25 protein-coding genes and 1 pseudogene are annotated in these 24,841 nt (G+C 39.7%); 9 read left to right on the plus strand and 17 right to left on the minus strand.

The window, feature by feature from the left end; translation table 11 throughout:
* Nucleotides 1-114: 114 nt before the first annotated feature.
* From CYP26_RS07145 to murJ, 16 genes are all read right to left on the minus strand, one after another.
* Complete coding sequence (locus CYP26_RS07145; protein ID WP_103630899.1) at nucleotides 115-1,284, minus strand: sensor histidine kinase; 1,170 nt, start codon at nucleotides 1,282-1,284, stop codon at nucleotides 115-117.
* Nucleotides 1,277-1,939 carry a response regulator transcription factor gene (locus CYP26_RS07150; RefSeq protein ID WP_103630900.1) on the minus strand — a complete coding sequence of 221 codons (663 nt, stop codon included), beginning with the start codon at nucleotides 1,937-1,939 and terminating at the stop codon, nucleotides 1,277-1,279. The genes CYP26_RS07145 and CYP26_RS07150 overlap by 8 nt, the downstream gene beginning before the upstream one ends.
* A 9-nt stretch (nucleotides 1,940-1,948) precedes the next feature.
* A complete protein-coding gene (locus CYP26_RS07155; RefSeq protein ID WP_103578618.1) occupies nucleotides 1,949-2,221 on the minus strand; it encodes a pyruvate kinase in 273 nt (90 codons plus the stop codon).
* 63 nt (nucleotides 2,222-2,284) lie between these two features.
* Nucleotides 2,285-3,190 (minus strand): AEC family transporter, encoded by a 906-nt coding sequence (locus CYP26_RS07160; protein ID WP_021088201.1) that lies wholly within the window; start codon nucleotides 3,188-3,190, stop codon nucleotides 2,285-2,287.
* 94 nt (nucleotides 3,191-3,284) lie between these two features.
* Complete coding sequence (locus tag CYP26_RS07165; RefSeq protein ID WP_103630901.1) at nucleotides 3,285-5,045, minus strand: response regulator; 1,761 nt, start codon at nucleotides 5,043-5,045, stop codon at nucleotides 3,285-3,287.
* Nucleotides 5,046-5,140: 95 nt separating this feature from the next.
* Nucleotides 5,141-5,779, minus strand: a complete 639-nt coding sequence (locus tag CYP26_RS07170; RefSeq protein ID WP_181000880.1) for a YggS family pyridoxal phosphate-dependent enzyme — start codon at nucleotides 5,777-5,779, stop codon at nucleotides 5,141-5,143.
* Nucleotides 5,776-6,885 carry an RIP metalloprotease RseP gene (gene rseP / locus CYP26_RS07175; protein WP_103630902.1) on the minus strand — a complete coding sequence of 370 codons (1,110 nt, stop codon included), beginning with the start codon at nucleotides 6,883-6,885 and terminating at the stop codon, nucleotides 5,776-5,778. Before rseP ends, CYP26_RS07170 begins: the two co-directional genes overlap by 4 nt.
* A 76-nt stretch (nucleotides 6,886-6,961) precedes the next feature.
* The gene (locus CYP26_RS07180) at nucleotides 6,962-7,858 is read right to left on the minus strand and encodes a hypothetical protein (RefSeq protein ID WP_103630903.1); all 897 of its coding nucleotides are present in this window, start codon (nucleotides 7,856-7,858) and stop codon (nucleotides 6,962-6,964) included.
* A gap of 2 nt (nucleotides 7,859-7,860) precedes the next feature.
* A complete protein-coding gene (gene pgsA / locus CYP26_RS07185) occupies nucleotides 7,861-8,406 on the minus strand; it encodes a CDP-diacylglycerol--glycerol-3-phosphate 3-phosphatidyltransferase (protein WP_103630904.1) in 546 nt (181 codons plus the stop codon).
* A gap of 34 nt (nucleotides 8,407-8,440) precedes the next feature.
* Nucleotides 8,441-9,229, minus strand: a complete 789-nt coding sequence (locus tag CYP26_RS07190; protein WP_103630905.1) for an enoyl-ACP reductase — start codon at nucleotides 9,227-9,229, stop codon at nucleotides 8,441-8,443.
* Complete coding sequence (dapA, locus tag CYP26_RS07195) at nucleotides 9,229-10,098, minus strand: 4-hydroxy-tetrahydrodipicolinate synthase (protein WP_410369173.1); 870 nt, start codon at nucleotides 10,096-10,098, stop codon at nucleotides 9,229-9,231. Before dapA ends, CYP26_RS07190 begins: the two co-directional genes overlap by 1 nt.
* 26 nt (nucleotides 10,099-10,124) lie before the next feature.
* Nucleotides 10,125-11,366, minus strand: a complete 1,242-nt coding sequence (locus CYP26_RS07200; RefSeq protein ID WP_103630951.1) for a M16 family metallopeptidase — start codon at nucleotides 11,364-11,366, stop codon at nucleotides 10,125-10,127.
* Complete coding sequence (locus CYP26_RS07205; protein WP_103630952.1) at nucleotides 11,353-12,450, minus strand: quinone-dependent dihydroorotate dehydrogenase; 1,098 nt, start codon at nucleotides 12,448-12,450, stop codon at nucleotides 11,353-11,355. The genes CYP26_RS07200 and CYP26_RS07205 overlap by 14 nt, the downstream gene beginning before the upstream one ends.
* A gap of 52 nt (nucleotides 12,451-12,502) precedes the next feature.
* A complete protein-coding gene (locus tag CYP26_RS07210; RefSeq protein WP_103630907.1) occupies nucleotides 12,503-14,227 on the minus strand; it encodes an ABC transporter ATP-binding protein in 1,725 nt (574 codons plus the stop codon).
* Nucleotides 14,220-15,614: a cysteine--tRNA ligase gene (gene cysS / locus CYP26_RS07215; protein ID WP_103630908.1), complete on the minus strand. Its 1,395-nt coding sequence runs from the start codon at nucleotides 15,612-15,614 to the stop codon at nucleotides 14,220-14,222. The genes CYP26_RS07210 and cysS overlap by 8 nt, the downstream gene beginning before the upstream one ends.
* Complete coding sequence (gene murJ, locus CYP26_RS07220) at nucleotides 15,601-17,001, minus strand: murein biosynthesis integral membrane protein MurJ (RefSeq protein ID WP_103630909.1); 1,401 nt, start codon at nucleotides 16,999-17,001, stop codon at nucleotides 15,601-15,603. The genes cysS and murJ overlap by 14 nt, the downstream gene beginning before the upstream one ends.
* 122 nt (nucleotides 17,002-17,123) lie before the next feature.
* On the opposite strand from murJ, the gene CYP26_RS07225 reads away from it, so the two are divergent.
* The 7 genes from CYP26_RS07225 (at nucleotide 17,124) to CYP26_RS07255 (ending at nucleotide 23,598) form a co-directional block, all read left to right on the plus strand.
* The gene (locus CYP26_RS07225; protein WP_103630910.1) at nucleotides 17,124-19,055 is read left to right on the plus strand and encodes a flagellar assembly protein A; all 1,932 of its coding nucleotides are present in this window, start codon (nucleotides 17,124-17,126) and stop codon (nucleotides 19,053-19,055) included.
* Entirely contained in the window at nucleotides 19,055-19,609 is a 555-nt protein-coding gene (gene ruvA / locus CYP26_RS07230) for a Holliday junction branch migration protein RuvA (RefSeq protein WP_103572294.1), read from the plus strand. The genes CYP26_RS07225 and ruvA overlap by 1 nt, the downstream gene beginning before the upstream one ends.
* 11 nt (nucleotides 19,610-19,620) lie before the next feature.
* Nucleotides 19,621-20,661: a D-alanine--D-alanine ligase gene (locus CYP26_RS07235; RefSeq protein ID WP_103630911.1), complete on the plus strand. Its 1,041-nt coding sequence runs from the start codon at nucleotides 19,621-19,623 to the stop codon at nucleotides 20,659-20,661.
* A gap of 64 nt (nucleotides 20,662-20,725) precedes the next feature.
* Nucleotides 20,726-20,956 (plus strand): type II toxin-antitoxin system Phd/YefM family antitoxin, encoded by a 231-nt coding sequence (locus CYP26_RS07240; protein WP_002942153.1) that lies wholly within the window; start codon nucleotides 20,726-20,728, stop codon nucleotides 20,954-20,956.
* Nucleotides 20,946-21,731 (plus strand): alpha/beta fold hydrolase, encoded by a 786-nt coding sequence (locus CYP26_RS07245; protein ID WP_103630912.1) that lies wholly within the window; start codon nucleotides 20,946-20,948, stop codon nucleotides 21,729-21,731. The genes CYP26_RS07240 and CYP26_RS07245 overlap by 11 nt, the downstream gene beginning before the upstream one ends.
* A complete protein-coding gene (locus CYP26_RS07250) occupies nucleotides 21,728-23,152 on the plus strand; it encodes a Mur ligase family protein (RefSeq protein ID WP_103630913.1) in 1,425 nt (474 codons plus the stop codon). Before CYP26_RS07245 ends, CYP26_RS07250 begins: the two co-directional genes overlap by 4 nt.
* Nucleotides 23,149-23,598 carry a hypothetical protein gene (locus CYP26_RS07255; RefSeq protein ID WP_103630914.1) on the plus strand — a complete coding sequence of 150 codons (450 nt, stop codon included), beginning with the start codon at nucleotides 23,149-23,151 and terminating at the stop codon, nucleotides 23,596-23,598. Before CYP26_RS07250 ends, CYP26_RS07255 begins: the two co-directional genes overlap by 4 nt.
* Nucleotides 23,599-23,646: 48 nt before the next feature.
* Here CYP26_RS07255 and CYP26_RS10690 read toward each other — a convergent pair.
* Nucleotides 23,647-23,877: pseudogene (locus tag CYP26_RS10690) on the minus strand (DUF5644 domain-containing protein); the annotation flags it as partial.
* A 54-nt stretch (nucleotides 23,878-23,931) separates the two neighbouring features.
* Between CYP26_RS10690 and CYP26_RS10285 the strand changes: the two are divergent.
* Together CYP26_RS10285 and CYP26_RS10290 are read left to right on the plus strand one after the other, a co-directional pair.
* Complete coding sequence (locus tag CYP26_RS10285; protein WP_181000881.1) at nucleotides 23,932-24,111, plus strand: hypothetical protein; 180 nt, start codon at nucleotides 23,932-23,934, stop codon at nucleotides 24,109-24,111.
* Nucleotides 24,112-24,668: 557 nt separating this feature from the next.
* Nucleotides 24,669-24,824 carry a hypothetical protein gene (locus CYP26_RS10290; RefSeq protein WP_181000882.1) on the plus strand — a complete coding sequence of 52 codons (156 nt, stop codon included), beginning with the start codon at nucleotides 24,669-24,671 and terminating at the stop codon, nucleotides 24,822-24,824.
* Nucleotides 24,825-24,841: the final 17 nt, after the last annotated feature.

Here is a 24,841-nt window from a genome sequence, read left to right on the forward strand (position 1 = left end):
ATTAAGATTTTGTAAAAGGATTATAATATTAATAAAATTTATCAAAAATAAATTTTGGACATAAATTCTCTTTTTTAATAAATTTTATTATTTAGAGTAGGGTTGATTTTAAATTTAACTCTGCCAAGAGAGCAAAAACGTAGTCTCGCCATCAAGTTTGCTTTGGCATTTTACGGTGATGCCATTTTTCTTGCAGCACTCTTTGACTAAATTTAGTCCTATACCAAAGCCGCCTTGATCGTCATTAAATCTCGTGTAGCGATCAAAAATTTTCATCTGATCCTCTTTGCTTATGCCGCGTCCAGTGTTGCTTATGCTAAAGAAATTTGGCTCTAAAACGATGCTAACCTTTGAATTTGGCGCTGCGTATTTTGAGGCGTTGCTTAAGAGGTTGTCTAAAATTTTACTCACATCCTCAAGGTCTGCGTTTATGAAGCTTGGCTTTAGGCTAGCATCTATCTTAAGCCCGCGTTTAGCAAAAAATGGCGAGAAGTAGCTAAGTCTTTGTGTGGTTAGTAAATTTAGATCGATTAGCTCTTTTTTGCTTGGTTTATCTAGGTTAAAGCTTAGATGAACGAGCGCGTCATAGATGCTGCCTAGGCTCTTTGCAGCAAGACTGATGTTGTTAAAACGCTTTAAATTTCGCTCATTTAGGTTGTTGCGATCAGCCGTTTCTATGCTCATCGAGATGACGCTTAGGGGCGTGTTTATCTCGTGAGTTGAGTCTTTTATGAAGTGATTTAGCGTATCTATCTTTTCATAAAGCGGTCTTAGGCTTAGTTTTGCTAGATAAAAGGCGACAAAGAGCAGGGCAAAGAGGAAAAATGCAGCCTTTAGTGTGGTCGAAATTTGCAAGGATAAAATTTCGCCGTTGATATTTTTGCCAACTAGAAAGATGTCTGCGCGTGCGAGCTCGTCTGTGGCGTTGTCCTCCATATACTGGATCTTTTCAAAGATCGCTACCTTGCCGTCTATCAAATTTACATTTTTGCCTTTGTTGATATTTTTGCACTCAAAATCTTTATAAATTTTCTCACCATTCTCCAGCACGATACAAGCATGTACGCCCTTTTCGTTTGTGAGGCTTGAGACCGAGTCTAGGCCATTCATCCTGGCTTTCATATATATGCCCATCTTGATCTCTTTTAGGCTTTTTACCTCGTTTAAGATGAGTGCTTCTTTTTTATTTTGGTAGTCGTGTATAAAAAAATAGCTCAAAAATAGCACAGAGCTAACAAGATAGAGGGATAAAATTTTAAATAAAATTTGCGTCTTTTCAGACATAGATGTAGCCGTCTCCACGCTTGTTTAAAATGGCATCTTTGCCTAAAATTTGGCGTAAATTTTTGATATATACACGAAGGCTAAGCTCGCTTGGCTCCTCGTCAAATTTCCAAATTTTATTAAAAATTTCATCTTTGGTTAAAATTTTGCCCTTGTTTTGCAAAAATAGGGCGAGCAGGTCGCTCTCTTTGCTCGAGATATTTACATTTTCGCCGTTTTTACTTAGAGTTTTGCTCTGTGGGTGAAAGCAAAGATCATCTAAAATTTTGATATCTTCGCCGTTTTGGTGTGAGAAATTTCTTTTTATGAGAGCTTGCATGCGGATAAGTAGCTCTTTTAGCTCAAATGGCTTTTTTAGATAGTCATCGCAGCCGCTTTTGTAGCCTTTTTCAAGGTCGTCTATGGTGTTTAGCGAGGTGGTAAATATGCTAGGTGCGCTAACACCTAGCTCTCTTAGGGAAGAAAGAAGTGAAAAGCCATCTCCTTTTGGGAGCTTGACATCAAGGATCAAAAGGTCGAAATTTTGCTCATAAGCAAGATCTAGTGCGTCTTTGGCATTGTTTGTAGTGGTGACATCGTAACCATTTTCGCCCAGATACTCGCTTATTAGATCAAGTAATGTTTCATCATCTTCAACAAGCAAAATTCTGACCATCAAGTGCCTTTACATGCCTTTTTTCATTTCGTCTTTCATACCCATGTCGTCTTTTTTCATACCCATGTCATCTTTTTTCATTTCGTCTTTCATGCCCATGTCTTCTTTTTTAGCTTCGTGTTTTTTGACAGGATGTTTTTTAGACATATCATCTTTCATCATCTGCTCTTTCTTCATCATCTCATCTTTGCCCATCTTGTCCTTTTGCATCATTTCAGTAGCATTTGCAAGACCGCCAAACATAAACATAGCACCAAGTGCAACTAAGATTAACTTTTTCATAAAGTCTCCTTTAAATTAAATTATGTTGCAATTGTAGTCACTTAGTGTGAAATAAGTGTGAATTTACGCAAATACAAAATAGATAACTGGTAACGTGATAAATGAAAAAAGTACACCAATGGCTACTGATGAGATGGCTAGTGAGCTATCAAGCCCAGCTTTTATGACCATCGCACTTGCAAGGGCTGATGTCGGCATCGCACATTGAAAGAGACCAACGACCCAAGTTTTGCTCATCTGGATGCCTGAGACTTTTAATATGATGAAAAATACGATAGCTGGCAATATCATCTTACACAAAAGCACGACGCTAACGCCTTTATATGAGCTTGTGATACTGCTAAAGTTAAGACCAACGCCGATCGCAAAAAGTGCCACTGGGGTGACGCTACCTTCAAACATCCTAAGTGGCGCAAAGATAAAATCTGGAAGCGGGACTTCTTTTAAGACAAGACCCATAATGAGCGCGATAAATGGTGGAAATTTTAAAATTTTCATCGTATTTTGAAAGAGCGAGACCTTCTCTGGTGCGGCAAAAGAGAGGATGAGTGGTCCAAGGATCGAAAGTGGGATACCAGTGGCTATTTGATCGTAAAAGATGACCTCATTTACCATCGCATCGCCAAAGAAGCCCTGAATGACAGGCATACCGACAAATAGTGTGTTACCAAAAAGGCTTAGCATGATCATGCTGACAGTTGTTATTTTGGTAAATTTAAAAATCTTACCTATGACAAATGCCAAAGCGGCGCTAATGGCGGTTGATGCAAAGCCGATTAGGATCGTGTTTATAAGTGAGGCATCGACATTTACGTGGTAAATTTTATCAAAGATTAGCGCAGGCATTGCAAAACAAAGGACAAAATCCACAAATGGGATCGAGTGCTTTTGCTCAACAATGCCGACTTTTTTAGCAAAAAAACCAGTTGCGATTATAAAAAATATTGCAAAAAGTGGTGTGAAGTTCATAGCAGTCTCTTTTAAGTTTGGAATTTACAAAAAATTGATTATATGCCCCAAAAGATTAAATTACAATAAACTTTTTTGGATTTTACTCTTAAATTTAAACCCTAGTATCAACCTTTTTGTAAAATTTATCTCTCTCATCTATCTTTTCTTTATTTTTTAGATCGTTTTCAAGGTAGCTGATATTATAAATTTCTCTTGCGGATATGCTTTTGCCACTATTTAGGCTGATTAAAAATTTACTTTCAAATTTATTTGATAGGTTGATGATAGCGATCGCACCAGCATCTTTTAGGCTTGTGATCTTGCCATTTTGCATGACGCCGATATCATTGAAATTTAGGCTATTTAGCTGCGCATCATCCATCTTTTTTACATCTAAATTTACGCTAGTTTTTAGCTCGCTTGGCGTATTTAGCTTGCCAGTGTCATTGTAAAGCTCATTTACGTCTAGTTCTCTGCCGCTATCAAATTTTAGTCTTATCGTGCCATCTTGATTTAGCTTCATAGCTATGACACTATCGCTATCTCGCAGTGCAGTGGCAGCTGTGGCTTCATTTGATGTAAAAGCCTTTTTTACCTTTTTTAAATTTGAGATACTAAAATCAAGCCCAGTTGCTTGCTTAAATTCATTTTCCATTGCGATCATCTTGGCTGATTTCGTATCTTCAAGCTTTGATATGTAAGCGTCCGCATTTTCGTCAAATTTCTTTAAATTGGCGCTAAGATTTTCTATCATCTTATTATGTGCATCAAGCTCGGTGTTGTAGTCATTATAAAATTTCATAAAACTATCTTTTTGAAATTTTGTATATGAGAAATTTTCATCTTTTTTGTGCCCTTTGCTTGGCTCGATGATCGGGTTAAATTCGCTTAGTCTTGCAGTATCATCAAAGCCTATTTTTGTGTAAGCGAAATTTTTAAAAGAGCCATCCTTACCAAAGATATTATTGTGTCTTAGATCGACCCAGCCGTTATTTTGAGCATATTTTTTAAAGAAATTATTTATATCATTTTTGCCTATCTTTTCATATCTATTTTCAGCAGCAAACAAGGTATTTGGATCTGAGGCGTAGTAGGAGTGTCTGTGATCGATCTCTTTTGTATCTACGTAAAGATCGGGATTGTTTGTGATCACCGCTTTATGATTTAGTTCTTCTCTTGTTATTTGGTTGTGATTTATGACATTTGTGCTGATAAACTGCCTAAGATCAACTCTAGCCGTGACGTCACTTAAATTTGCTATTTTTTCATTTCCATCTTTGTCGTATCCTCTTACTTTTAGCTTGTCAAAGAGTATATCTTTTTGATCCAGTGTGCCGTCATTATTGCTATCAAAGCTAAAAAGTGCGCTATTGTTTTCTAGCTTTCCAATGCCTAGCTTATCGTTATCGCCGTAAATATCTAAAAAGACTTCCACTTCACCATAATTTGTCTTTAGTGTGTTTGAGTAGGCGTAGTCGTTTAAATTTTTAAATTTTGTATTTTCTAAGTAGCCACTTTTTAAGACAGGTAGCATGGCGGCATCATCTGTGGTGTTTATATTTTTAAAGTAGGCGTTTTTGCTAAAGCCATTAGAAAGTTCGTCTGAGTAAATTTTGTTGTTGCTTTGTATTAAATTTTGCGAGTAGTCTTTTAAAATTTCTTCTGCTTTTTGTGTTGCTAGACGTTTGTTGTATTCTTTGATATCAGCTTCAGTTATGTAGATAGTATCTGTTTTATTTGCTTCATAAAGCTCGTTAAAATGGCTTAAATTTACTTTTGAACTATTGTGATCGCTATGATTTAAAAATCTTTTGGAGAGATTTTGCAAATCATTTAAATTTATAAAATCATACTTTTGCGGTGCAACATTCATCTAAAATCCTTTTAAAGATGTTGCAAATAGTATCGGCTAAATTTATAAATTATTTAAATAAACTGATCTTGCCTCTATAAAAGAGGCAAATTTATTTATAGATATAGCATTGTCCCAAGGCGGATCATATTTGAGCCGCATTTTATCGCTAGTTCAAAGTCGCTACTCATACCCATCGAGCAGATGCTTGCGCCTTTTGGCTTTAGGCTCTCATAAATTTTATATGTTAGTTCAAAGCTTTTTTGTACCTCTTTTGGCTCATCCACATGCGCTCCGATGCTCATCACGCCTTTTAAATTTATATTTTTGCACTCGCTTTGAATGCGCTCATAAATTTCAGCCGCATTTGCCACACTCACACCTTGCTTTGTGTCTTCATCGGCCGAGTTTATCTGAAGTAGCGTATCTAGCTTGTAGCTAAGTCTTTTATCAACCTCTACGGCTCTTTCGAAACTATCGCAGCTTTGCCAAAGCACTGGTTTTAGGCTTATCATTTGATTGATTTTATTGTTTTGCAAGCGGCCGATCATGTGCCATTTAATGTCAGTGAAATTTTGTAGCTCAATCTCTTTTTTGGCTAGCTCTTGGACTCTGTTTTCGCCAAAATTTCTCTGCCCTTGTGCGTAAAGCTCCCTTACTTCAGTGCATGTCACATTTTTGCTAACAGCTATTAGCGTCACATCTTTGCTTAAATTTTCTATCTTTTCAAGTAGATCTTTTAAAACTATCATCATAAACCTCCACTTAATCTCATAATGTCGTTGAAGGTCGCAAGCACCATTATGCCAAGCAGTAGCGCCCAGCCGCAGTAGGTGAGTACGACAAGCACCCGCTCATTTACCTCGCGCCTAAAAACTAGCTCATATAGGTTAAAAAGTATGTGTCCGCCATCAAGCGCAGGGATGGGGAATAAATTGAAAACGCCTAAATTCACAGAGATGAGCGCTGTTATGAGAAGCAGCACGCTAACGCTGATCTGAGCGGCCTTTGATGTGACATCGGCGATCTGCACGATGCCTCCCACCTCTTTTAGTGGCACAGCACCACTTACAAGCTTGGTAAAGCTTTTAAAGATGAGCTTTGAAGCCTCGATCGTCTCGCCAAAGGCAAATTTAAGGCTCTCTAAACCTGTGTGATAAATTTTTATCACTTCGCCGTTTGACCTAATGCCGATCAATGGGCGCTGCACTTTTTCATTAAAAGGATTTATTGTCTCGCCTATCTTTGGTGTTAAATTTATGGTCATTTGTGTGCCATTTCTATCTATTAAAATGACACTGGGTTTTGGTTCTACATTTTTGCTGATCTCGTCCCACTCGGTTATTTTTATGCCATTTATCGCTAAAATTTTGTCATTTTTCATAAGACCAGCACTCGCAGCTGCCGAGCCTTTATCTATGTAGCCTATGCTTGGCGCTTGTTTTTCAACTCCGATAAATCCAAGCAAAATGTATATGAAAAACGCCAAGATAAAGTTAAAAAATGGCCCAGCAAAGAGGATGTAGATCCGCTTTATAGGACTTAGCACGTTGTAGCTGTCCGCGTCGTAGTTTTTGGCCTTTGGATCGGTGTCATCTTGCCCTTTTAGCTCCACATATCCACCAATTGGGATAGCGCTTAGGCAGTAGTCGGTGCCACCAATGTTTTTGGTGTAAATTTTCTCATCAAAGCCGATGCTAAAGGTGTTTACTTTGACGCCAAGCGATCTTGCTGCCAAAAAGTGGCCAAGCTCGTGAAAAAATATGAGAAAACTAATGGCTAAAACGGTCACTAAAAAATAAAACGAATACGCATAAAGCCCAAGGCAAAGCAGGGCTAGCGTGAAGAGAATGCCTTTCAAAACTTACCTTTTTTTGAAAAAATTGTTGAGATTTTAGCCAAAGTTTATAAATTTACTCTCAAATTTGGCTTGCCATTTAGGCGAAAATTTCCTTTAGCCAAGAGAGTATTCTGGCTCTATTTAGCCCTTTGCTGACGCTAAAATAAGTTTTATCTTTATCATCTAGGTCAAATTTCACATCAAAACGTGACTTTATTTGATCTATAAATGGCTTTAAATTTAAAATATCAGGGCAGGGCAAAATATCTTTTGGCAGCTCCTGCAAAAAGCTCATGCCCTCATCGTTAAAATTTACTCTAGCCCTTGGTACAGCGTCGTTTCTAAGCTCTATCTCAAATGTGTGGTCATTTATAAAAGGGGCAAAAAGGCGAATTCCTAAGTAAAATTTACCAGCTAGCTCATCATCGCTTAAGCCTTGATTGCTAAACCAGTAGCCAAAATTTACAGCATTTAGCGAGATATCAAAATCATAAGGATCAGCAGGGCTTACGCCGATACGACGCAAAAGCTCATATATAGGTAGTTTTGCTTGCAAGCCATCATAATAGTCGTAAAGCTTAGCAAGTAGCGGGTGTGTGCGGCCGGCCTTCTCTTGCAAGCGTAAAATTTCAAAGATATATCTGTGTGCAAACGAGCGGTGAGATACCGAGCGAGTTGCTTGCATGCTTAGATAGTCTAAAATTTCAGGGCTTTTTGAAAAGCTCATCGCACTCCAAATGCCACGCAAAGTCTCAACGTCGTTGTCAAATGTATCAAATTTATCTGCATGGGTTTTGTCGTATTCTAAAGCGCAGCTTAGTAAAAATTCATTTAGCTCGGGGCTTATCACGCTGCCGATCTTTTCTAAATTTTTAGCATTATGATAGAAGCATGTATTGATGATCTTTTGATTTAGTTTTTTGGCCTGTTTTTGCAGTGCTGGCTCTAAATTTGCAGTGCGTTTTAGAATAATCTCTTGCAGGTCGCAGCTCAAATTTAACTCTTTTTCATTGCTTTTACGTAGGCAAAGATATATTCAAATCCAGAATAAAGTGTTAGCACAACAGCTATCCAGAGCAAAAGCTCGCCACCAGGCCAGCTCATCAGCAAAAATCCAACCGCAAACATCTGCGAAACGGTTTTAACCTTGCCAGCCATCGATGCAGCAACCTCTACGCCGTCACTTGCCATCACGACACGAAAGCCAGTTATAAAAAACTCCCTTATCAAGATAAGATAAACAGCCCAAGCGCTCGCTCTGCCAAGCATCATAAGCCCCAAAAATGCAGCCAAAATCAGCATCTTATCAGCTAGTGGGTCAAGGATAGCGCCAAGCTTGGTCTTTTGATCCCAACTTCTAGCGATATATCCGTCAAAAAAGTCAGTCACCGAGGCGATCACAAAGATGAGAGCCGCGAAGTAATTTATCCAGCTTATATGAATTTGTGTAAAAATTTCTGGTGCATTTACGAGCATAAAAAACATAAGCGGAGCTAGCAGTATCCTAAAAAATGCCAGTGCATTTGGTAAATTTAAACTCACAAATATGCCTTTTTGCCTGTAAATTTCAAATTTCTCATTTAAATGTCGTGCCGCCGTCTATCACAAATGTATGTCCAGTCACCCAGCTAGCCTTAGATGAGCATAAAAATAGACACGCTCCAGCTAGATCGGTCGGCTGTCCCATGCGGTTTAGAGGGCTAAGCTTTGCCGTCATATCGCGCACCTCTTCGTAGTTTGTAAAGGCTCTTAGTGCGTCTGTCTCGATAGGGCCGCCACTTACGACGTTTACGCGGATATTTTTCTCGCCAAGCTCGGTAGCAGCGTATCTTGCCATCGCCTCAACGGCTGCTTTTGCCGTTCCGTGGCCTGCGTAGTTTTCGATATAGACTAAATTTCCAGTAGAACTTAGGCTGATTATGCTACCGCCGCCCACTTTTTCCATGCGTTTTGCAGCCTCTTGTGCGCCCACGACAAAGGCATTTACAGTTGCTGTAAAGATATTATTTATGCCTCTTGGTTTTAGCTTCATAAATTTAGTGTATCCACCAGCTACTGCGCGGCCTGAGATGATAGCGTTTGAGATGAAAAAATCAACCCTGTCAAAGTCCTCATCTATCTTTAAAAATAGCTCCTTATAGGTCTCTGGCTCAAGGATGTTTAGCGCGTAAGCTCTAGCTTTTATCTTGTAGGTAGCCTCAAGCTCTTTTGCCTGCTCTTTTGCAAGCTCCTCATTTGAGTTATAGGTAAATGCTATATTTACGCCAGTTTTTGCAAATTCTTCGACTATGGCTCTGCCGATGCCTCTAGTGCCGCCGCTGATGACTAGCGTTTTACCTTTAAATTCGTTTAGTGTGTCCTTCATTAAAATCCCTTTATTTCGTAATTTTTAATAACTTCTTCTATCTTTTTGAAATTTTCTTTGCTCGGTTTGCAAAGTGGCAAGCGGTACTCCAAAGTGTCGATCAGTCCGGCTAGATACATCGCCGCTTTGATCGGTATCGGGTTGCTTTCGCAAAAGAGCGTTTTGTTGATCGTGTAGAGGTTGTCATTTATCAGTTTTGCTTTTTTATACTCTTCGCTCATCGCAAGGTGCGTAAGCTGTGAAATTTGATCTGGCAAGAGGTTTGCAGTGACTGAAATGACGCCCTTTCCGCCATTTGAGAGGATAGGGTAGTTTATCGCATCTTCTCCGCTGATGACTACTAAATCAGGCTCGTGAGCTAGTAGATCGACGCATCTATCGATACTTCCTGTCGCCTCTTTGATGCCGTAAATGTTTTGGCAATCTTTAAAAAGTCTAAAAACGGTCGCTGGCAAGATATCTACGCCAACTCTGCCTGGGACGTTGTAAAGAAGCACCGGAATTTCTATGCTATTTGCAATAGCTTTGTAGTGCTCGTAAAGCCCTTCTTGAGTTGGTTTGTTGTAGTAAGGAGCGACTGATAGGATGCCGTGAGCGCCGTGAGCTTGGGCAAATTTAGCGATACCTATGGCCTCGTGAGTGGCGTTACTACCAGCTCCAGCGAGCACCTTGACGTTTGTGCCCTTACATGCATCTACTGCGATCTCGATGCAAATTCTATGCTCATCATGCGTTAGAGTCGCACTCTCTCCAGTAGTTCCCACTGGTACAACGACGTCTATGCCGTGTTTTATCTGTCTTTTTATCAGTTTTTCAAAACTGGCTTCGTCTAATTTTTGATTTTTAAATGGCGTAATTAGTGCTGTCATCGCACCTTGAAGCGAATTTTTCACGTCTATTCCTTTTTTAAGATTATTGTCGTGCTAGTTTTTTCATTGAAATATCTATTTGCTATCTCTTTTAAAAGCTTGGCATCTATCTTGTCTATATTTTTCTCAAGCTCGTAAAGTGGCTTTATATCGCCTCTTGCAAGGTATGAGCCATATAAATTTGCCACCTTGCTTGCGCTCTCAAACGAGTAGATAAAATCAGTTTTTATCAAATTTTTAACTCTTAAAACGTCCTCTTTGTTGATTGGCTTTCTCTTTAGATCATCTATGATCTTTAAAATTTCAGCCTCAACTGCGCTAGCCTCGACGTCTTGGTTGCAAACTGCTAAAAATATAAATAAATTTTCATCAACGCAGCTCATATTGTAAGCGTAAATTTGATTTACAAGCATTAGCTCATCGACAAGGCGCTGCTGTAAAATGGAGCTTTTACCAGTGGCTAAATATTCACTTATCGCATTTAGCCCCACTTGATCAGCATGCCTAAAGTCTGGAATTTTATAAGCGATAGCTAGCATTTGCGTTTGGCTATCTTTGTAGATGATAGCTCTTCTTGCGCCGTCTTGCTCAGGCTCTTTGCAGTGTAGTTTTGGTATGGCTCTTTTGTTTTTTACGCCGCTAAAGTTTTTCTTAGCTAGCTTAAATGCCTCGTCTTTGCCGATATCGCCGCTTATCATCAAAATGGCGTTTTTTGGCTGATAATATGTAGCGTGAAATTCTTTTATATCAGCGATCTTCCAGTTTTCGATATCTTTTATAAATCCTATCGGCGTCCAGTGGTATGAGTGGTAGATAAATGCGTGGTTGTAGAGCCTAAAGTAGAGGTATCCCATGGGGTTGTTGTCTGTTCGCCACCTGCGCTCTTCGTGCACCACCTCGCGCTCTGGCTGAAATTCTTTATCTTTTAGGCTTAAATTTTTCATAAGCTCGGCAAAAAGACCAAGCGTTTTGTCTAAATTTTCATTTGAAGCTTTTATGAAGTAGTGAGTGTAGTCAAAGCCAGTGCTTGCGTTATTTACGCCACCAAAGCCCTTTACGATCTCATCAAACTCCCCAGCGCGTAAATTTTTGGTTGATTTGAAATTTAGATGCTCTAGCATGTGAGCGATGCCGCTTTTGCCCATCACTTCGTTTCTGGAGCCAACTTTATAAAAGACATCGACGCTTATCACTTTTGAGCCAGGATTTACCGGCACGTGATAAATTTCAAGTCCATTTTCTAGTTTAAATTTATTAAATTTTATCAATCTCTTGCCCTCTATTTTTAACATTTGCGCCGACTGCTTCGCTGATAGAGGCAAAACCATCTCTTTTTAAAAGCTCTAAAATTTCTAAATTTATATCTCTTGCGATCATCGGCCCTTTGAAGATAAAGCTTGTAAAAATTTGGACCAAATTTGCTCCCATTTTTATGCGCTCATAAGCCTCTGCACCGCTATCTATGCCGCCACATGCGATAAGTGTCGTCTTGCCATAAAGCTCGTCAGCCACGGCTTTAAATATATCTTTTGACTTTTGAGCGATCACCTTGCCGCTTAGTCCGCCAAAATCCTTTAAATTTGACGAGTGAGAGAGCGAATAATCAACGCTTGTATTTGAGATAAGTATGCCACTAGCGCCGTTTTCTACCGCACAGCTACAAAGCTTGATCGCATCTTCGTGGCTCATATCGGGAGCTATTTTAAAGATGATAGGTTTTTTAGTAAGTGGCAAAATGACGCTAAAAAGCTCTTTTATGAAGCTCTCATCTTGAAGTGCTCTTAAATTTGGCGTGTTTGGCGACGAAACGTTTATGACAAATGTATCGCAAATTTCACTAAATTCTTTTACTAAAATTTCATAGTCTTTTATCGCATCTTCGTTTGGCGTAATCTTGTTTTTACCGATGTTTGCCCAGATCGGTATGGTGAAAGGATAGATCTTTTTTACTCTATTTTTGATAGCTTCACAGCCTTCATTGTTAAAGCCCATCGCATTTTGAATGCTCTCTTCGTCTATGAGCCTAAAAAGCCTAGGTTTTGCGTTGCCAGGTTGTGGTTTTGGCGTAAATGTGCCAAATTCTAAATGCCCAAAGCCAAGAGCCGTTAGCGCCTCAAACATCGTGGCGTTTTTATCAAAACCGCCAGCTATGCCAACTGGGTTGTGGTAGGTGCTTGAGAATAAATTTTGTTTTAGCGCATTGTCATCGACCACGCATTTGTGCGCCAAAAAGCTTAGCGAGCCAGGGAAGATTTTATTTGCCCCAACCATCGCGACTTCAGCGATCTTGTGGGCAGTTTCAGGATCAAATTTGAAAAATATAGATTTTAAAGTATTGTAGTTTAAGCTCATTTTAACCTCTTTAAAATGCCTAAAATTTCTGCAAATCTTAGCAAAAATCGCCTTAAACCAAGGCTTTGCCCTTAAGTCTTGCATAAATTTCATTTCTCTTGCTAAGCTCCTCGTCGCTTCCGCTATCAATGATCTTGCCATCACTTAAAACTGCGATCTTATCGGCACTTTCGACCGTGCTAAGGCGGTGAGCGATGACAAAGATGATCTTTTTGCTTCTTAGATTATTTATCGCCTTTGTGATCTCTTTTTCGCTCTCGTTATCAAGTGCTGATGTAGCCTCGTCAAAGATGAGGATTTGCGGGTTTTGATAGAGTGCTCTTGCTATGGCGATACGCTGTCTTTGACCGCCTGAGAGGTTGGTGCCAAATTCATTTAAGATAGTGTTTATGCCGTTATCTAGCTTGCTTACAAACTCATAGGCATTTGCTAGTTTTAGTGCGTTTATCACGGCATCTTCGTTAAATTCTCTGCCGTAAGCTACGTTTTTAGCAACTGTGTCGTTAAAGATATATACGCGCTGGGTTACAAGGCCGATATTTTGGCGAAGTGAGTGAATTTTGATATCTTTTAAATTTGTGCCGTTTATCAAAATTTCTCCGCCATTTACGTCATAAAATCTCATAAGCAAATTCATAAGTGAGCTTTTTCCGCCGCCACTTGAGCCAACAAGGGCTATAAATTCTGACTTATTTGCCTCTAAATTTATCCCTTTTAAGACCTCTTTGTCACCGTAGCTTAGGCGGACGTCGTTAAATTTGATCAAATTTATCTCTTCGTTTAGCTCATTTTGGCCATCTTTTATCTGGCTTACCTTATCCATTAAGAAAAACGTCCTCTCGCTTGCTGCGATGGCATCTTGCATCTTATTATAGATATTTACGATGCGTTTTAGCGGGGTGTAGAGCATGAAAAGCGCTGTTAGAAATGAAAAAAATGCGCCCATGTTTATCTGCCCGTCAATGACATCTTTACCACCTATTATTATGACCGCCGCCACGCCAACTGAGCCGATGGTCTCCATTAAAGGGCTTACTAGCTGCTCGATCTTGACGCTTTTTAAATTTAGCCTAAAAAATTTATTATTTTCATCGATAAAGCGCGAATGCTCGTATTTTTGGGCGTTATTTGCTTTGATTATCTCGATATTTGTAAAAATTTCACTAAGCGCAGAGGTGATGTCTGATGTTTTTTCTTGCGACTGCTTTGAAATTTTCTTCATCCTTTTAGCAAGGCGCGAGATCGGATAGATCGCCACTGGCATGACGACAAGGGCGAAAAACGCCAGCTTTGGACTTTGATAGATGACGACGCAAAGAAGCCCTATAATGGTGACTGACTCTCTTGTTAGCTCAGGTATGATGCTTGAGACTATCGATCTTATGCGGTCGATGTCGTTGATGGTTCTGCTTATTAGCTCACCTGTCCTAAAGGTGTTAAAAAAGTCCATATCTAAATTTATGAGGTGTCCGACTAGCTTTTCGCGAAATCTCCTAATCGTATCTTGCCCGATATATGCCGTAAAATAGGCCTGCATGAAGGTTCCGATGTTTTTTATCACGTAGATTGCGATGATGGCGCAAGGCAAGATGTAAAGTAGCTTTTCGTTTTTCTCAACGAAAATTTTATTTAGCACAGGCTCTACGAGATAGGCACTTACCGCCGTTCCACCACTGGCAAGCCCCATGCCGATGATGGCAAAAATAAAGTGTGGGATGTAGTCTTTAAAATATGGACCAAAGCGCTTTAGCACATCTTTTAAACCAAAGTTATTCATTATTTCTCTCCCAAACTGCGCCATTTGGTGTATCCATGATAGAGATATTTAGGCGAGAGAGCTCATCTCTTATCTCATCAGCCCTTGCGAAATTTCTCTCTTTTTTAGCTACCGTGCGCTCATCAAGAAGCCTCTTTATCTGCTCTTTTTGCTCGTCACTTACGCCAAACTGAAAATACTCCACATAGTTTGTGATAGCAATGCCTAAAATTTCGCCTATAAGACCCAAATTTGCCACCACTTCGGCCTTATATGCTTTATCTTTTGGATTATTATCAAGTCTTTCATTTGCCGTTTTTACAAACTCATCGACGCTTGCAAGCGCCTTTGAAGCGTTTAGATCATCGCTTAGTGCTTCAAGTAGCTCGCTTTTAAAGTTCTCATTTGCCATGCCTGCTTGCACGCCATCAACTCTTTTTTTGAGGCGATAAATTTTATCAAGTCTCTTTTTTGAAGCCACTAGATCTTCATCTGAATAGTTAAAATGTGCTCTGTAATGGCTCGTAAGCAAGTAATATCTAAGCACTTCACCATGAACGTTTTTTAGGGCGTCCTTTACGAAAAAGCTGTTATTTAGGCTCTTGCTCATCTTTTCGTTATTTACTTTTATAAAGCCATTGTGCATCCAGTATTTGCTTAAATTTTTGTGATAGGCACATCTGCACTGGCTAGCCTCGTTTTCGTGGTGCGGAAAGAGTAGGTCGATGCCTCCAGCGTGGATGTCGATCTCAAATTTATCATTTTCTTTGTCGCTTAAAAACTCCCTTATCATCGCTACGCACTCAGTATGCCAGCCAGGGCGACCCTTGCCAAATGGGCTCTCATACCATTTTTCGTCAAATTTCCAAAGCACAAAGTCTTTTTCATCTCTTTTCTCGCCAAAACTAGCCACACGCGCGATAAGATCGGTGTTATTGTCTTTGCCGCTAATGCTAAAATAGCCACTATCCTTGCTCGTATCAAAGTAAATCCCATCGCTGGTTTTATACGCCACACCTCTATCCATAAGCACCTTGATGTAGCTAATGATCGCCTCCAAACACTGCGTAGCCTTTGGCTTAAAGTCTGGATCAAGCACGTTTAAAGCGCCCATGTCGTTCTCGTAGTGCGCTATATATTTGTTTGTGATCTCTTCTAGGCTTTGGTCAGTTTGCGCCATCTTGTTTAAAATTTTATCGTCGATGTCGGTGTAGTTTCTTGCAAATTTGACCTTGTAGCCAAGCGCTTTTAAGACCCTTCTTAAAAGATCAAAGCTAACGGCTGACTTTGCATGCCCCAAATGCGCGTCGTCATAGACCGTTGGGCCGCACAGATAGATGCTAACTTCACCATCTTTAATAGGGCTAAACTCAACCTTTTCTCTTTTAGAAGTATCAAAAATTCGCATTAAATATATCCTTTAAAAATGTTAAACCAAAATAGAGCAAAACCGCCAAAATAGCGATGGCAGCTATAAATTTAGGCTCGATTATAGCTAAAAATCGCTTAGCTCCAAAGGCTCTTATATATAAAATAAGCTGTAAAAATCCCCCAAGCGAGCTTGCAAATGCAAGGCCAGCTGCTCCAAATTTCTGCATCAAAATGACAGCTAGGATCAAATTTATCACAAGGCAGATGATAGAAATTTTGGCCGCCTCTTTTTGCTTCATATTTGCATAGAGCCAAAGTGAGAAAATTTTAGCCAGTCCAAATGGCGTAAGCCCCACCAAATAGGCACTTAGCACCTTGGCACACTCAATGGTGTTTGCCCTTACAAAATTCCCTCTCTCAAACAAGAGCCAGATAATAAACTCGCTTAGCACAATGCCTGTGATCGTGGCTGCTAGCAGGGCGCAAAGTAGCAAGTAAAAGCTCTTTTTCGTCCAAACTAAGGCGTTTGCCTCGTCTTTTTGCTTTAAAAGTCTAGTGATCTTTGGAAAGAGTGCCTGAGAGAGCGCGATCGCAAAGATGGCAAGTGGGAGCTGGAAAATTCTATTTGCATAAAAGAGATAGCTTATCGAGCCACTTACCAAAAAGCTAGCTAGCCAAGTATCCATAAATGCGCTTATCTGCATAGCACTTGAGCCAAGTAAGCCGTGATAGAAATTTATAAAAAAACCTTTGCTTTGCGCTCTTTTGCCCTTAAAATATCCGCTTAGACCGCCCCAAAAAATTTTATTTAAGGCGTTAAATTTCATAGCGATTAGATGCACCAAAACCTGCAAAATGCCGCCTGCAACGACGCCAAAGCTAAGATAAAGTGCGACCACGCTCTCGCTCTTGCCACGAGCCAAAAGTAGTGAAGCGATCATGGCTAAATTTAGTAGCGCAGTAGAAAACGCAGTCGTTGCAAAGTGCCCTTTATACTGAAGCAGCGCCCCCATGAAAGTGACGATATAAACAAGCGCTAGATAGTAGAAATTTATGCGCACAAGTGGCACTGCGTCTGTGATATTTTGCTCACTCAAGCCGCTTGCGATGATCTTTATAAAGTAGGGCGTAAATAAATTTACAAGAAGCGTCAAAATGCCTATAAAAAGTAGAAATTTGATGAAAATTTCCGCTTGAAAGATCGCTTTTTTCTTGCTATTTGCAAAATTTGGCAAAAATGCCTGCGTAAAGGCGCCTTCGCCAAAGATGCGGCGAAATAAATTTGGTATCTTAAATGCTATAAAAAAGAGGTCGCTAAATATGCCAGCACCAAGGATAGAAGCCGTTAAAAGATCTCTTATAAGCCCTAAAATCCTTGAAGTCATGATGCCAACTGAGTTTGAAAAAAAGCCTTTTATAAACATCGCCCACCTAGTAAATTTAAAAACGCAATAGTAACAAAAGATGCTTTAAAGCTTACATAACCCAAATTTAATAAAGTTTTAGAGATAATAAGAGCCAAAATTTTATGTGAAATGGATCAAATTTGAGCGAGAACGTGCAAGAAAACGAGAGATTTTTACCGCCAACGCAAATTCAAACTTCAACACCTTATCTATCGCTTAAAGAGCTAAGTAAACAATACAGCGTGCCGGTAGAATTTATAGATTACAAACTCTCAAATATCTTAACCTACTACAAAAATAAAGACAACGTCGAGCCAGTTTTTGTCCCTGAAGAAAATTTAAGCTTTTTTGATGACAACACATTTTATCTCGACGAGACGCTAGAGATCGAGCAGGTCTATGACGTGGAGTTTTTTGACGTGAGGCTAAATGCCACGCCAAAGCTGCCAAAGATCGATATCGGCGTAAATTCAACCATCACAAAGGTCATCGCAAAGGTTAGAGCAAGCAAAGAGTGCGAATACGAGCAGCACTACGAAGATAAGCTTTATGAATACATCGCAAAGCAGCTTATGAAGGCTCAAATTTTAATAGGCATAAGGATCGGCAAGCTAAAAGAGGAGCTAAAGCAAATCGCCTCAATAATCCACGTAAAAGGTGAGCTTGATAAGGACTACACGCTAAATTTAACCCAAGGCATCAACCCTAAAAAAGCGATCGATGCAAAGATCATCTACTACTACAAAGATAAGCTTGATGGGTTAAAAGACGAAGATAAGGTTGATTACGCTGATAGGGGCTTTGTCTTTGGTGTGGCAAAAGATGAAGTGATAATGGAGGAGAAAAAGTCTCACGAGGGCGCAAATGGACGCGACGTAAGAGGCAAGCTTATAGAGGTTGCAAAGCCAAAAGAGGATACTGAAAAAGAGATAAGCATAAGCGAAAATATCGAGCGCGTAGAAAATGACGAGAGCATAAAATACATCGCTAAAAAAGCAGGCTACGTGGTCGAGAAAAACGGCTCTTTTGACATCGAAGAGCGCATAGAGATAAATGAAGCAAATTTTAAAACGACTGGCTCTATCCAAGCAGGCACCGACACAAACGTCACATTAGTAGTTCGTGAGACTGACACGATAAAAGATGCTATCGGCACTGGCATCATCGTGGAGGCTGATGAGATCGAGGTAAAAGGAAACGTCGGCGCAAACGCGATGGTCAAGGCAAATGATGTAAATATCGGCGGACAAACTCACCAAAAGGCTAAAATTTACGCCAAACACGCCAAAATTTCTATCCATATCGGCAAGGTAGAGGCTGAAAGTGTCGAGATAGATAGGCTAGAAGGTGGCACGGTCATAGCTAAAAGAGTAAAGATAAATAGCGTAGTTGGCGGCTCGATAACGGCTCAAAACATCCAGATAGACACGCTTGGCTCAAACTGCACCATCACAGCCTCGCACCTAATCGACGTTAGATATCTAAAAGGCACTGATAATAAATTTATCATTGACGCTAGCAAGATGCCTGAGAGTGCGGAGGCTACGCAAGACCAGCTAAGCAAGATCGAAAGCACCAAGTCTGAGCTAGCTACGCTTCTAAAAAACATAGAGAGCAAGAAAAATGTAATCAACGAGAACAAAGACTCGATCTACACGATAAAAGCTAAGATCGAGGAGCTCTCAAAAGCCAAAGTGATACCGCCAGTTACATTTATGAAAAAGCTAAAAGAGTATCAAGGGCTCGTTAATGAGTACAACACCTTGCTTAGGATATTTAAAGAGAAAAAAGAGCTTTTGGCTGATCTAAAAGATGAGCTTGAGATCATGCAAAATGGCATATTTTCAGCCAAAGTGATAAACAGAGGCAACTGGATCGAGCTAAATGAGATAAGGTTTGTCATCGTCGATCCTCCGCAAAATGTCACCTACATCTCAAAACAAAACGAGACCGCTCACGTCATCACGCTAGATAAATTTGATAACGGCGGAGAGGTCGAATACAAGATCAAAAAGTCAAACAAGCTTGAAGACTACGCGGATATAAATTTCATGGAACAAAAGGTTAAATGATGATAAAAGCAATCGAAGGCGTCGTTACAAAAAAAGAGCCTGCATTTGCCGTGCTTAAGACAAATAGCGGCGTAAGTTATGGGATTTTCATCTCGCTTTTTTGCTCAGCAAAACTTAGCAAAGGCGAAAAAGTCGAGCTTGCCATAACGCAGATCATAAGAGAGGACGCAAATTTACTCTACGGCTTTTTAGACGCAAACGAGCAAAAGATGTTTGAGATGCTTATCAAGCTAAATGGCATCGGAGCTAGCACAGCGATGGCGGTTTGCTCAAGCCTTAGCTCACAGGCATTTACAAACGCCATAATAAGCGGCGATGCGGACACTTTTAAAAGCGTACCAGGCATCGGACCAAAGACAGCTAGGCGAATAATAGCCGAGCTAAGTGATGCTAAGCTTATAAGCGACGAAAGCGTACCAAGCTACCAAAATGAGGCGCTTTTGGCACTTGAGGCACTTGGCTTTAAGCGTGAGAAGATAGTGAAAATTTTGCCTGATTGTAAGAGTGAAAACACGAGCGATCTTATAAAAGAGGCACTTAAAAAACTAGGATAAGGATAAAAAAGATGAATTTAGGCGTGATATTTGGAGCAAAGAGTTTTGAGCATGAGATAAGCATAGTAAGCGCGATAGTTTTAAAAAACGTCCTAAAACAGGAGCTAAAATTTATATTTTGCGATGCAAATAGGGATTTTTACCTGATCGAGCAAAAAGATATGAGGGCAAATTTCTTTAGCTCTGGCAAATACAAAAACTCAAAAAAGCTATCTTTGGCAAAGGGCGGCTTTTATACGCACTCGCTTTTTGGCACAAACAAAGTTGAATGTGACGTCGTTATAAATTTGATCCACGGCATGGACGGCGAAGATGGCAAGATAGCGGCACTTTTTGACTTTTATGGGGTCAAATACATAGGCCCAAGGCTTGAAGCAAGCGCGCTTAGCTACAACAAAGAGCTTACTAAATTTCTAGCGCAAAAGGCTGGTGTAAAGGCGCTTGATTACGAGATGCTAACTCGTCAAAGCGAGCCAAAATTTCACTATCCTATTATATTAAAGCCAGCAAGGCTAGGCAGCAGCATCGGCGTGAGCGTCGTGCATGATGATAGTGAGCTTGCCTACGCAAAAGACGTGGCGTTTGAATTTGACAAAGATGTCTTAGTAGAGCCCTTTATAAAAGGCGTCAAAGAGTATAACCTAGCAGGCTGCAAGATCGATGGAAAGATCAAATTTTCTATCGTTGAAGAGCCAAAAAAGAAAGAATTTCTTGACTACGAGCAAAAATATCTAAGTTTTTCAAATGAAAATAAGGTAAAAGAGGCGGAAATTTCTGAAGAGCTAAAGCAAAAACTTAAATTTAACTTTTCTAAAATTTATGATTGTGGCTTTGACGGAGCGATCATAAGATGCGACTTTTTCGTGATAGATGACGAGGTCTATCTAAACGAGATCAACCCAAACCCAGGCAGCCTTGCAAACTATCTATTTGAGGACTTTGAGAGCACGCTAAACGCCCTTGCAAACTCACTTCCAAAAGAGCGTGATATAAAGATTGATTATAAATTTATAAACTCGATCACTTCGGTAAAAGGCAGCGGCAAGCTCTAATTTATTTAGCAATATATAAAGTAGTTTGTGATATTTTACGTAAAATTTTACATAAAGAGCGACAATGGTAACTTTTACAAAAGATGAAATTTATACGGCAACCGAGGTGGTTAGAAATTTTAGCTCAGTGCTTTCTCGCGTGGGAGCTAGCGAGCTAAAGCGCGCTGTCATCGTTAAAAACAATAAATTTGAAGCTGTCCTTTTAAATATGGAAGAGTACGAGCGCCTTTGCGAGGCTGTAAGCGTGCTTGAGAGCATTTACGCTGCTAAAAAGAGAGAAAACGATGGCGAGTAGGGCGGTAAAATACGGCTCAGACGAGTACGAGATCAGCTACGAAGTAGTAAATCCAAAATGCAAAAAAGTAGTGCTTTTCTTACATGGCTGGGGCGCAAACAAAGAGATAATGAAAAAGGCTTTTGGGCACTATCTAAATGACTTTTGCCACGTCTATATCGATATGCCAGGCTTTGGTAAAAGCTCTATTTTTAAGCCTTTAAAAACAAGCGACTATGCAAAGATCGTTGCAAATTTCTGTGACGAGCTACAAATAAAACCAGACATCATCGCAGGACATAGCTTTGGCGGCAAGGTCGCAACGCTTCTAAAACCGCCATATCTAGTGCTTTTAAGCTCGGCTGGCATAGTTGTCAAAAAGCCATTTATCGTGCGAGCAAAGATAGCGATTTTTAAAATTTTAAAGATATTTGGCTTTGGTAAATTTTACAAACTCTTTGCCACAAAAGATGTGAGCGGTATGAGCAGAGTGATGTATGAAACCCTAAAAAACGTCGTTGATGAGGGTTTTACAAAGCATTTTGCTGACTTTGGGGGCAGGGCTTTTATATTTTGGGGCGAAAATGACAAGGCAACGCCTGTAACAAGCGGCGAGAGCATAGATAGACTTATCAAAAATAGCTCATTTTTCCCACTTAGTGGCGATCACTTTTTCTTTTTGCTCCACGCCAAATTTATAAGTGACGAGATAGAAAAAGGGATAAATTTTGAGCCAAATGAAGCAAAAAATGTTGTGCTAGATGACGATGAGAGCGGGATCGAGGAGATAAGATGAGTATATTTTTAAGTCTAAGCACAGTTTTATTTATCTTTGCGCTTGCTTTTTATGTGATCACTTGCTTTCAGTGGTTTTCTTATAGGCCTGAGCGCGTGCTCTTTCACTTCACAAAGCCCGCTTGGCACGTCTTTTTCTTTATAGTGCCTTTGGTGCTATTTTACACAACTGGCAAGTGGTTTTTTATCTATTTTTACTTTGCGCTTTTGCCAGCTCTTTATCTTTGGCATAAAAAACTTGATAAAAAGCTAGTCTTTACCGCTAGGATAAAGCACTTTTTTGCCATACTTGCTTGCGCTATCATCATAAACTACGCTTTAAATTTCATTATCCACAAGGCGTTTTTGGCTCCTATGCCACTTTTTGTCTTGGTCGTGAGCCTATTTTTTAGTGAAATTTTAGAAAAGATCAAATTTCAAGGCTTTAAAAACAATGCGCTTAAAAAACTGGGCGCAAACAAAGAGCTAAAGATCATCCTAATCACCGCAAGCTACGGCAAAACGAGTATCAAAAATTTTCTCTTTGAAATTTTAAAAGATAGCTTTGCCTGCTATAAAACGCCTCGCAGCGTAAATACAATGGCTGGCATCATAAAAGATATCAACGAAAATTTAAGCGAGCAAACGCAAATTTACATCGCAGAAGCAGGCGCTAGGCTAAAGGGCGACATCCTAGAGATCACTAAATTTCTAAATCCACAAATAGTAATCGTAGGCGAGATCGGCGCGCAGCACATAGAGTATTTTAAAACGCTTGATAATATCCGTGCGACAAAGCTTGAAGCACTGCAAAGCGAGCGTTTGCAAAGGGCATTTTTACATAGCTCGACAAATAAAGAGGCAAGCGAAAATATAGAAATTTACGACGAAAGCCTAAAAGATATAAATGCAAATTTAGATGGAATTTTATTTACGCTTGATGGCAAGAGCTACGCTTCGCCGCTTCTTGGCAAATTTAACGCTACAAATTTAGCCGTCTGCGTCAAAGTCGCAAACTACCTAAAAATGAGCGATGAAGCGATAAAAGAGGCACTTTTGAAGATGAAAAACGTCGAGCACCGCCTAAGCAAGATCGAGGCTGGCGGCAAGCTAATAATAGACGATAGTTTTAATGGAAATTTATCAGGTATGTGCGCTAGCTACGAGCTAGTAAGCACCTATGCTGGCAGAAAAGTGCTGCTAACGCCTGGTATCGTCGAGAGCGATGCGGAGCAAAATGCAATTTTAGCCAAGGTGATAAATGAAATTTTTGACCTCGTCATCATCACAAGCTCGCTAAATGCCGAAGTCTTGCTAAAACACATCGTTAAGCCAAAGATCATCATCCTAAAGGACAAGAACAAGATGCAAGAAATTTTAGCCCAAAACACGCACGCTGGCGATCTTATACTATTTTCAAACGACGCACCGAGTTTTATATGAAAAAGATAGTTTTTTTAGCTCTAATCTTAAGCTTAGCCTTAGGCTTTGACATCGATGACTACGACAGGGGCAACGAGGCTAGAAATGCCGGAGACTACGCAACTGCGTATGAAATTTTTTTTGACGGTTGCGAGCAAAAAGATGTGCTTTCTTGCGAGGCTTTGGGCGATATGTTTGTAAATGAAGAGATAAACGAGCAGATGGATAATGATCTAAAAAAGCACTCAAATATTGAGCTTGGAGTGAGCTATTTTATGAAAAGCTGCGACCTTGGCTATCAAAACGCCTGCGATGACGTCATAAGCCTAAAGGACGATCTAAACATCACCTTGCCATCTGGCGTCTATGAAAACGCTAAAGCTAGGTATGATGAGCTTTTTGAAGAGTTTAAAGAGCAAGAAGCAAATAAGACGGTAGAAGAGCCAAAAGAGGGGGCTAAAAAGTAAAATTTAAAGCTTTTAAATTTGGCTTTGCAATGTTAAATTTAGGCAAGTCTAAATAATAGAAACTTTCAAAACATGCTCTTTTAGTCCGCTTGGTATCTCGCCATTTTCAAGCGCCATTAGCTCGCTCGCTCTTAGGACATAAAAGTCTTGCAAGCTTCTGTTAGCACTTTTCTCAAGCTTTTTTGCTAGAGTGTCAAAGATATAAAACTCAGCCTCGTTGCTAGCTAGTAAAAAGTCAGCCCCACTGTCAAATGCAGTAAAAACTATCTTACTAGCAAGCTTGTAAGCAGCTCTTCATCAGCCTTTGAAAGATCATATCCACAAGGCGTTTTGGTGTTTAGCTCTATAAAATTTGCCTTATATGCGCTTAAATTTGCTGGCAGTCTATCTTTTATGGCTATCTTAAATTCTTTAAATTTGCTAAGTTTTTCTATCTTTTCAAGCTCGTTTTCATGTTTTGGCGTAGCTTCTATGCCTAAAATTTCTTTGAAAAATTTAATCGCCTCGCTATAAATTTCGCTACCTTCAAATAGTAAGTCATTAAAATTTAAATTTACAGTCTATGCAAAAATAGCCTCAAAATGCCTAGTGTTTTGCCGCCTTTATGAAGGTGGCTCATTTAAAATAGTTGTAAAGACAAGCCACATTTTTGTGTTAAAACTACGCACTTTTTATATAAGCAGGGTTAATTTTATGCCGCGAGGTGAAGTAGTTTTTAGGCTTGCTTCGCCTGTGAATTTTAAAATTTTTCTAAATTTTGCTTTCTCACGGCGCTACTAATTAGAAAGATAGGCAATCATCAAATGCTTATGACAAAACACACAAGGTGCCAACTATAAAATTTACCCCGATTAGTCTAATGGCATTTTGCAGATATTCGTTTATAACGTTTGCAACTGCATAAAGTGTCGCACTAATTATGAAAACAAAAAGGACGGCATGAGCTAGAAAAATGGCTAGTTTTAGCGCTCCAAGCCAAATTTGTCTCGTTATAAAGTTAAGAGTGTATAGGCGTTTGCCTTTGGATTGCTTGGGCTTTAAGCTAAATTTGCCCCGTTATAAAGCGGTTTATGTCAAGCTCACCAAAGATGAAGCTCCTCGCCCAAAAGACAAAGATAGGCGACTTTAAATTTAAGATAGCTATCTACCAGCTTATCAAGCCTTTTATCTTCAAATTTCTAGCATTTTTAGCAGAGCAAAGCTTGTCTTGCAAGACGAAACGATAGAATTTATGTTTTTCTCG

It is taken from the genome of Campylobacter concisus (assembly GCF_002913225.1).
GTDB classification, from domain to species: domain Bacteria; phylum Campylobacterota; class Campylobacteria; order Campylobacterales; family Campylobacteraceae; genus Campylobacter_A; species Campylobacter_A concisus_J.

Coding starts and splice junctions, on each gene's coding strand:
- murJ (WP_103630909.1), bottom strand. CDS start 17,001: ATGTTTATAAAAGGCTTTTTTTCAAACTCAGTTGGCATCATGACTTCA.
- CYP26_RS07160 (WP_021088201.1), bottom strand. CDS start 3,190: ATGAACTTCACACCACTTTTTGCAATATTTTTTATAATCGCAACTGGT.
- CYP26_RS07165 (WP_103630901.1), bottom strand. CDS start 5,045: ATGAATGTTGCACCGCAAAAGTATGATTTTATAAATTTAAATGATTTG.
- CYP26_RS07250 (WP_103630913.1), top strand. CDS start 21,728: ATGAGTATATTTTTAAGTCTAAGCACAGTTTTATTTATCTTTGCGCTT.
- CYP26_RS07170 (WP_181000880.1), bottom strand. CDS start 5,779: ATGATGATAGTTTTAAAAGATCTACTTGAAAAGATAGAAAATTTAAGC.
- CYP26_RS07210 (WP_103630907.1), bottom strand. CDS start 14,227: ATGAATAACTTTGGTTTAAAAGATGTGCTAAAGCGCTTTGGTCCATAT.
- CYP26_RS07245 (WP_103630912.1), top strand. CDS start 20,946: ATGGCGAGTAGGGCGGTAAAATACGGCTCAGACGAGTACGAGATCAGC.
- CYP26_RS07145 (WP_103630899.1), bottom strand. CDS start 1,284: ATGTCTGAAAAGACGCAAATTTTATTTAAAATTTTATCCCTCTATCTT.
- CYP26_RS07240 (WP_002942153.1), top strand. CDS start 20,726: ATGGTAACTTTTACAAAAGATGAAATTTATACGGCAACCGAGGTGGTT.
- CYP26_RS07190 (WP_103630905.1), bottom strand. CDS start 9,229: ATGAAGGACACACTAAACGAATTTAAAGGTAAAACGCTAGTCATCAGC.
- CYP26_RS07150 (WP_103630900.1), bottom strand. CDS start 1,939: ATGGTCAGAATTTTGCTTGTTGAAGATGATGAAACATTACTTGATCTA.
- CYP26_RS10290 (WP_181000882.1), top strand. CDS start 24,669: ATGTCAAGCTCACCAAAGATGAAGCTCCTCGCCCAAAAGACAAAGATA.
- ruvA (WP_103572294.1), top strand. CDS start 19,055: ATGATAAAAGCAATCGAAGGCGTCGTTACAAAAAAAGAGCCTGCATTT.
- cysS (WP_103630908.1), bottom strand. CDS start 15,614: ATGCGAATTTTTGATACTTCTAAAAGAGAAAAGGTTGAGTTTAGCCCT.
- CYP26_RS07155 (WP_103578618.1), bottom strand. CDS start 2,221: ATGAAAAAGTTAATCTTAGTTGCACTTGGTGCTATGTTTATGTTTGGC.
- CYP26_RS07255 (WP_103630914.1), top strand. CDS start 23,149: ATGAAAAAGATAGTTTTTTTAGCTCTAATCTTAAGCTTAGCCTTAGGC.
- CYP26_RS07205 (WP_103630952.1), bottom strand. CDS start 12,450: ATGAGCTTAAACTACAATACTTTAAAATCTATATTTTTCAAATTTGAT.
- dapA (WP_410369173.1), bottom strand. CDS start 10,098: ATGACAGCACTAATTACGCCATTTAAAAATCAAAAATTAGACGAAGCC.
- CYP26_RS07235 (WP_103630911.1), top strand. CDS start 19,621: ATGAATTTAGGCGTGATATTTGGAGCAAAGAGTTTTGAGCATGAGATA.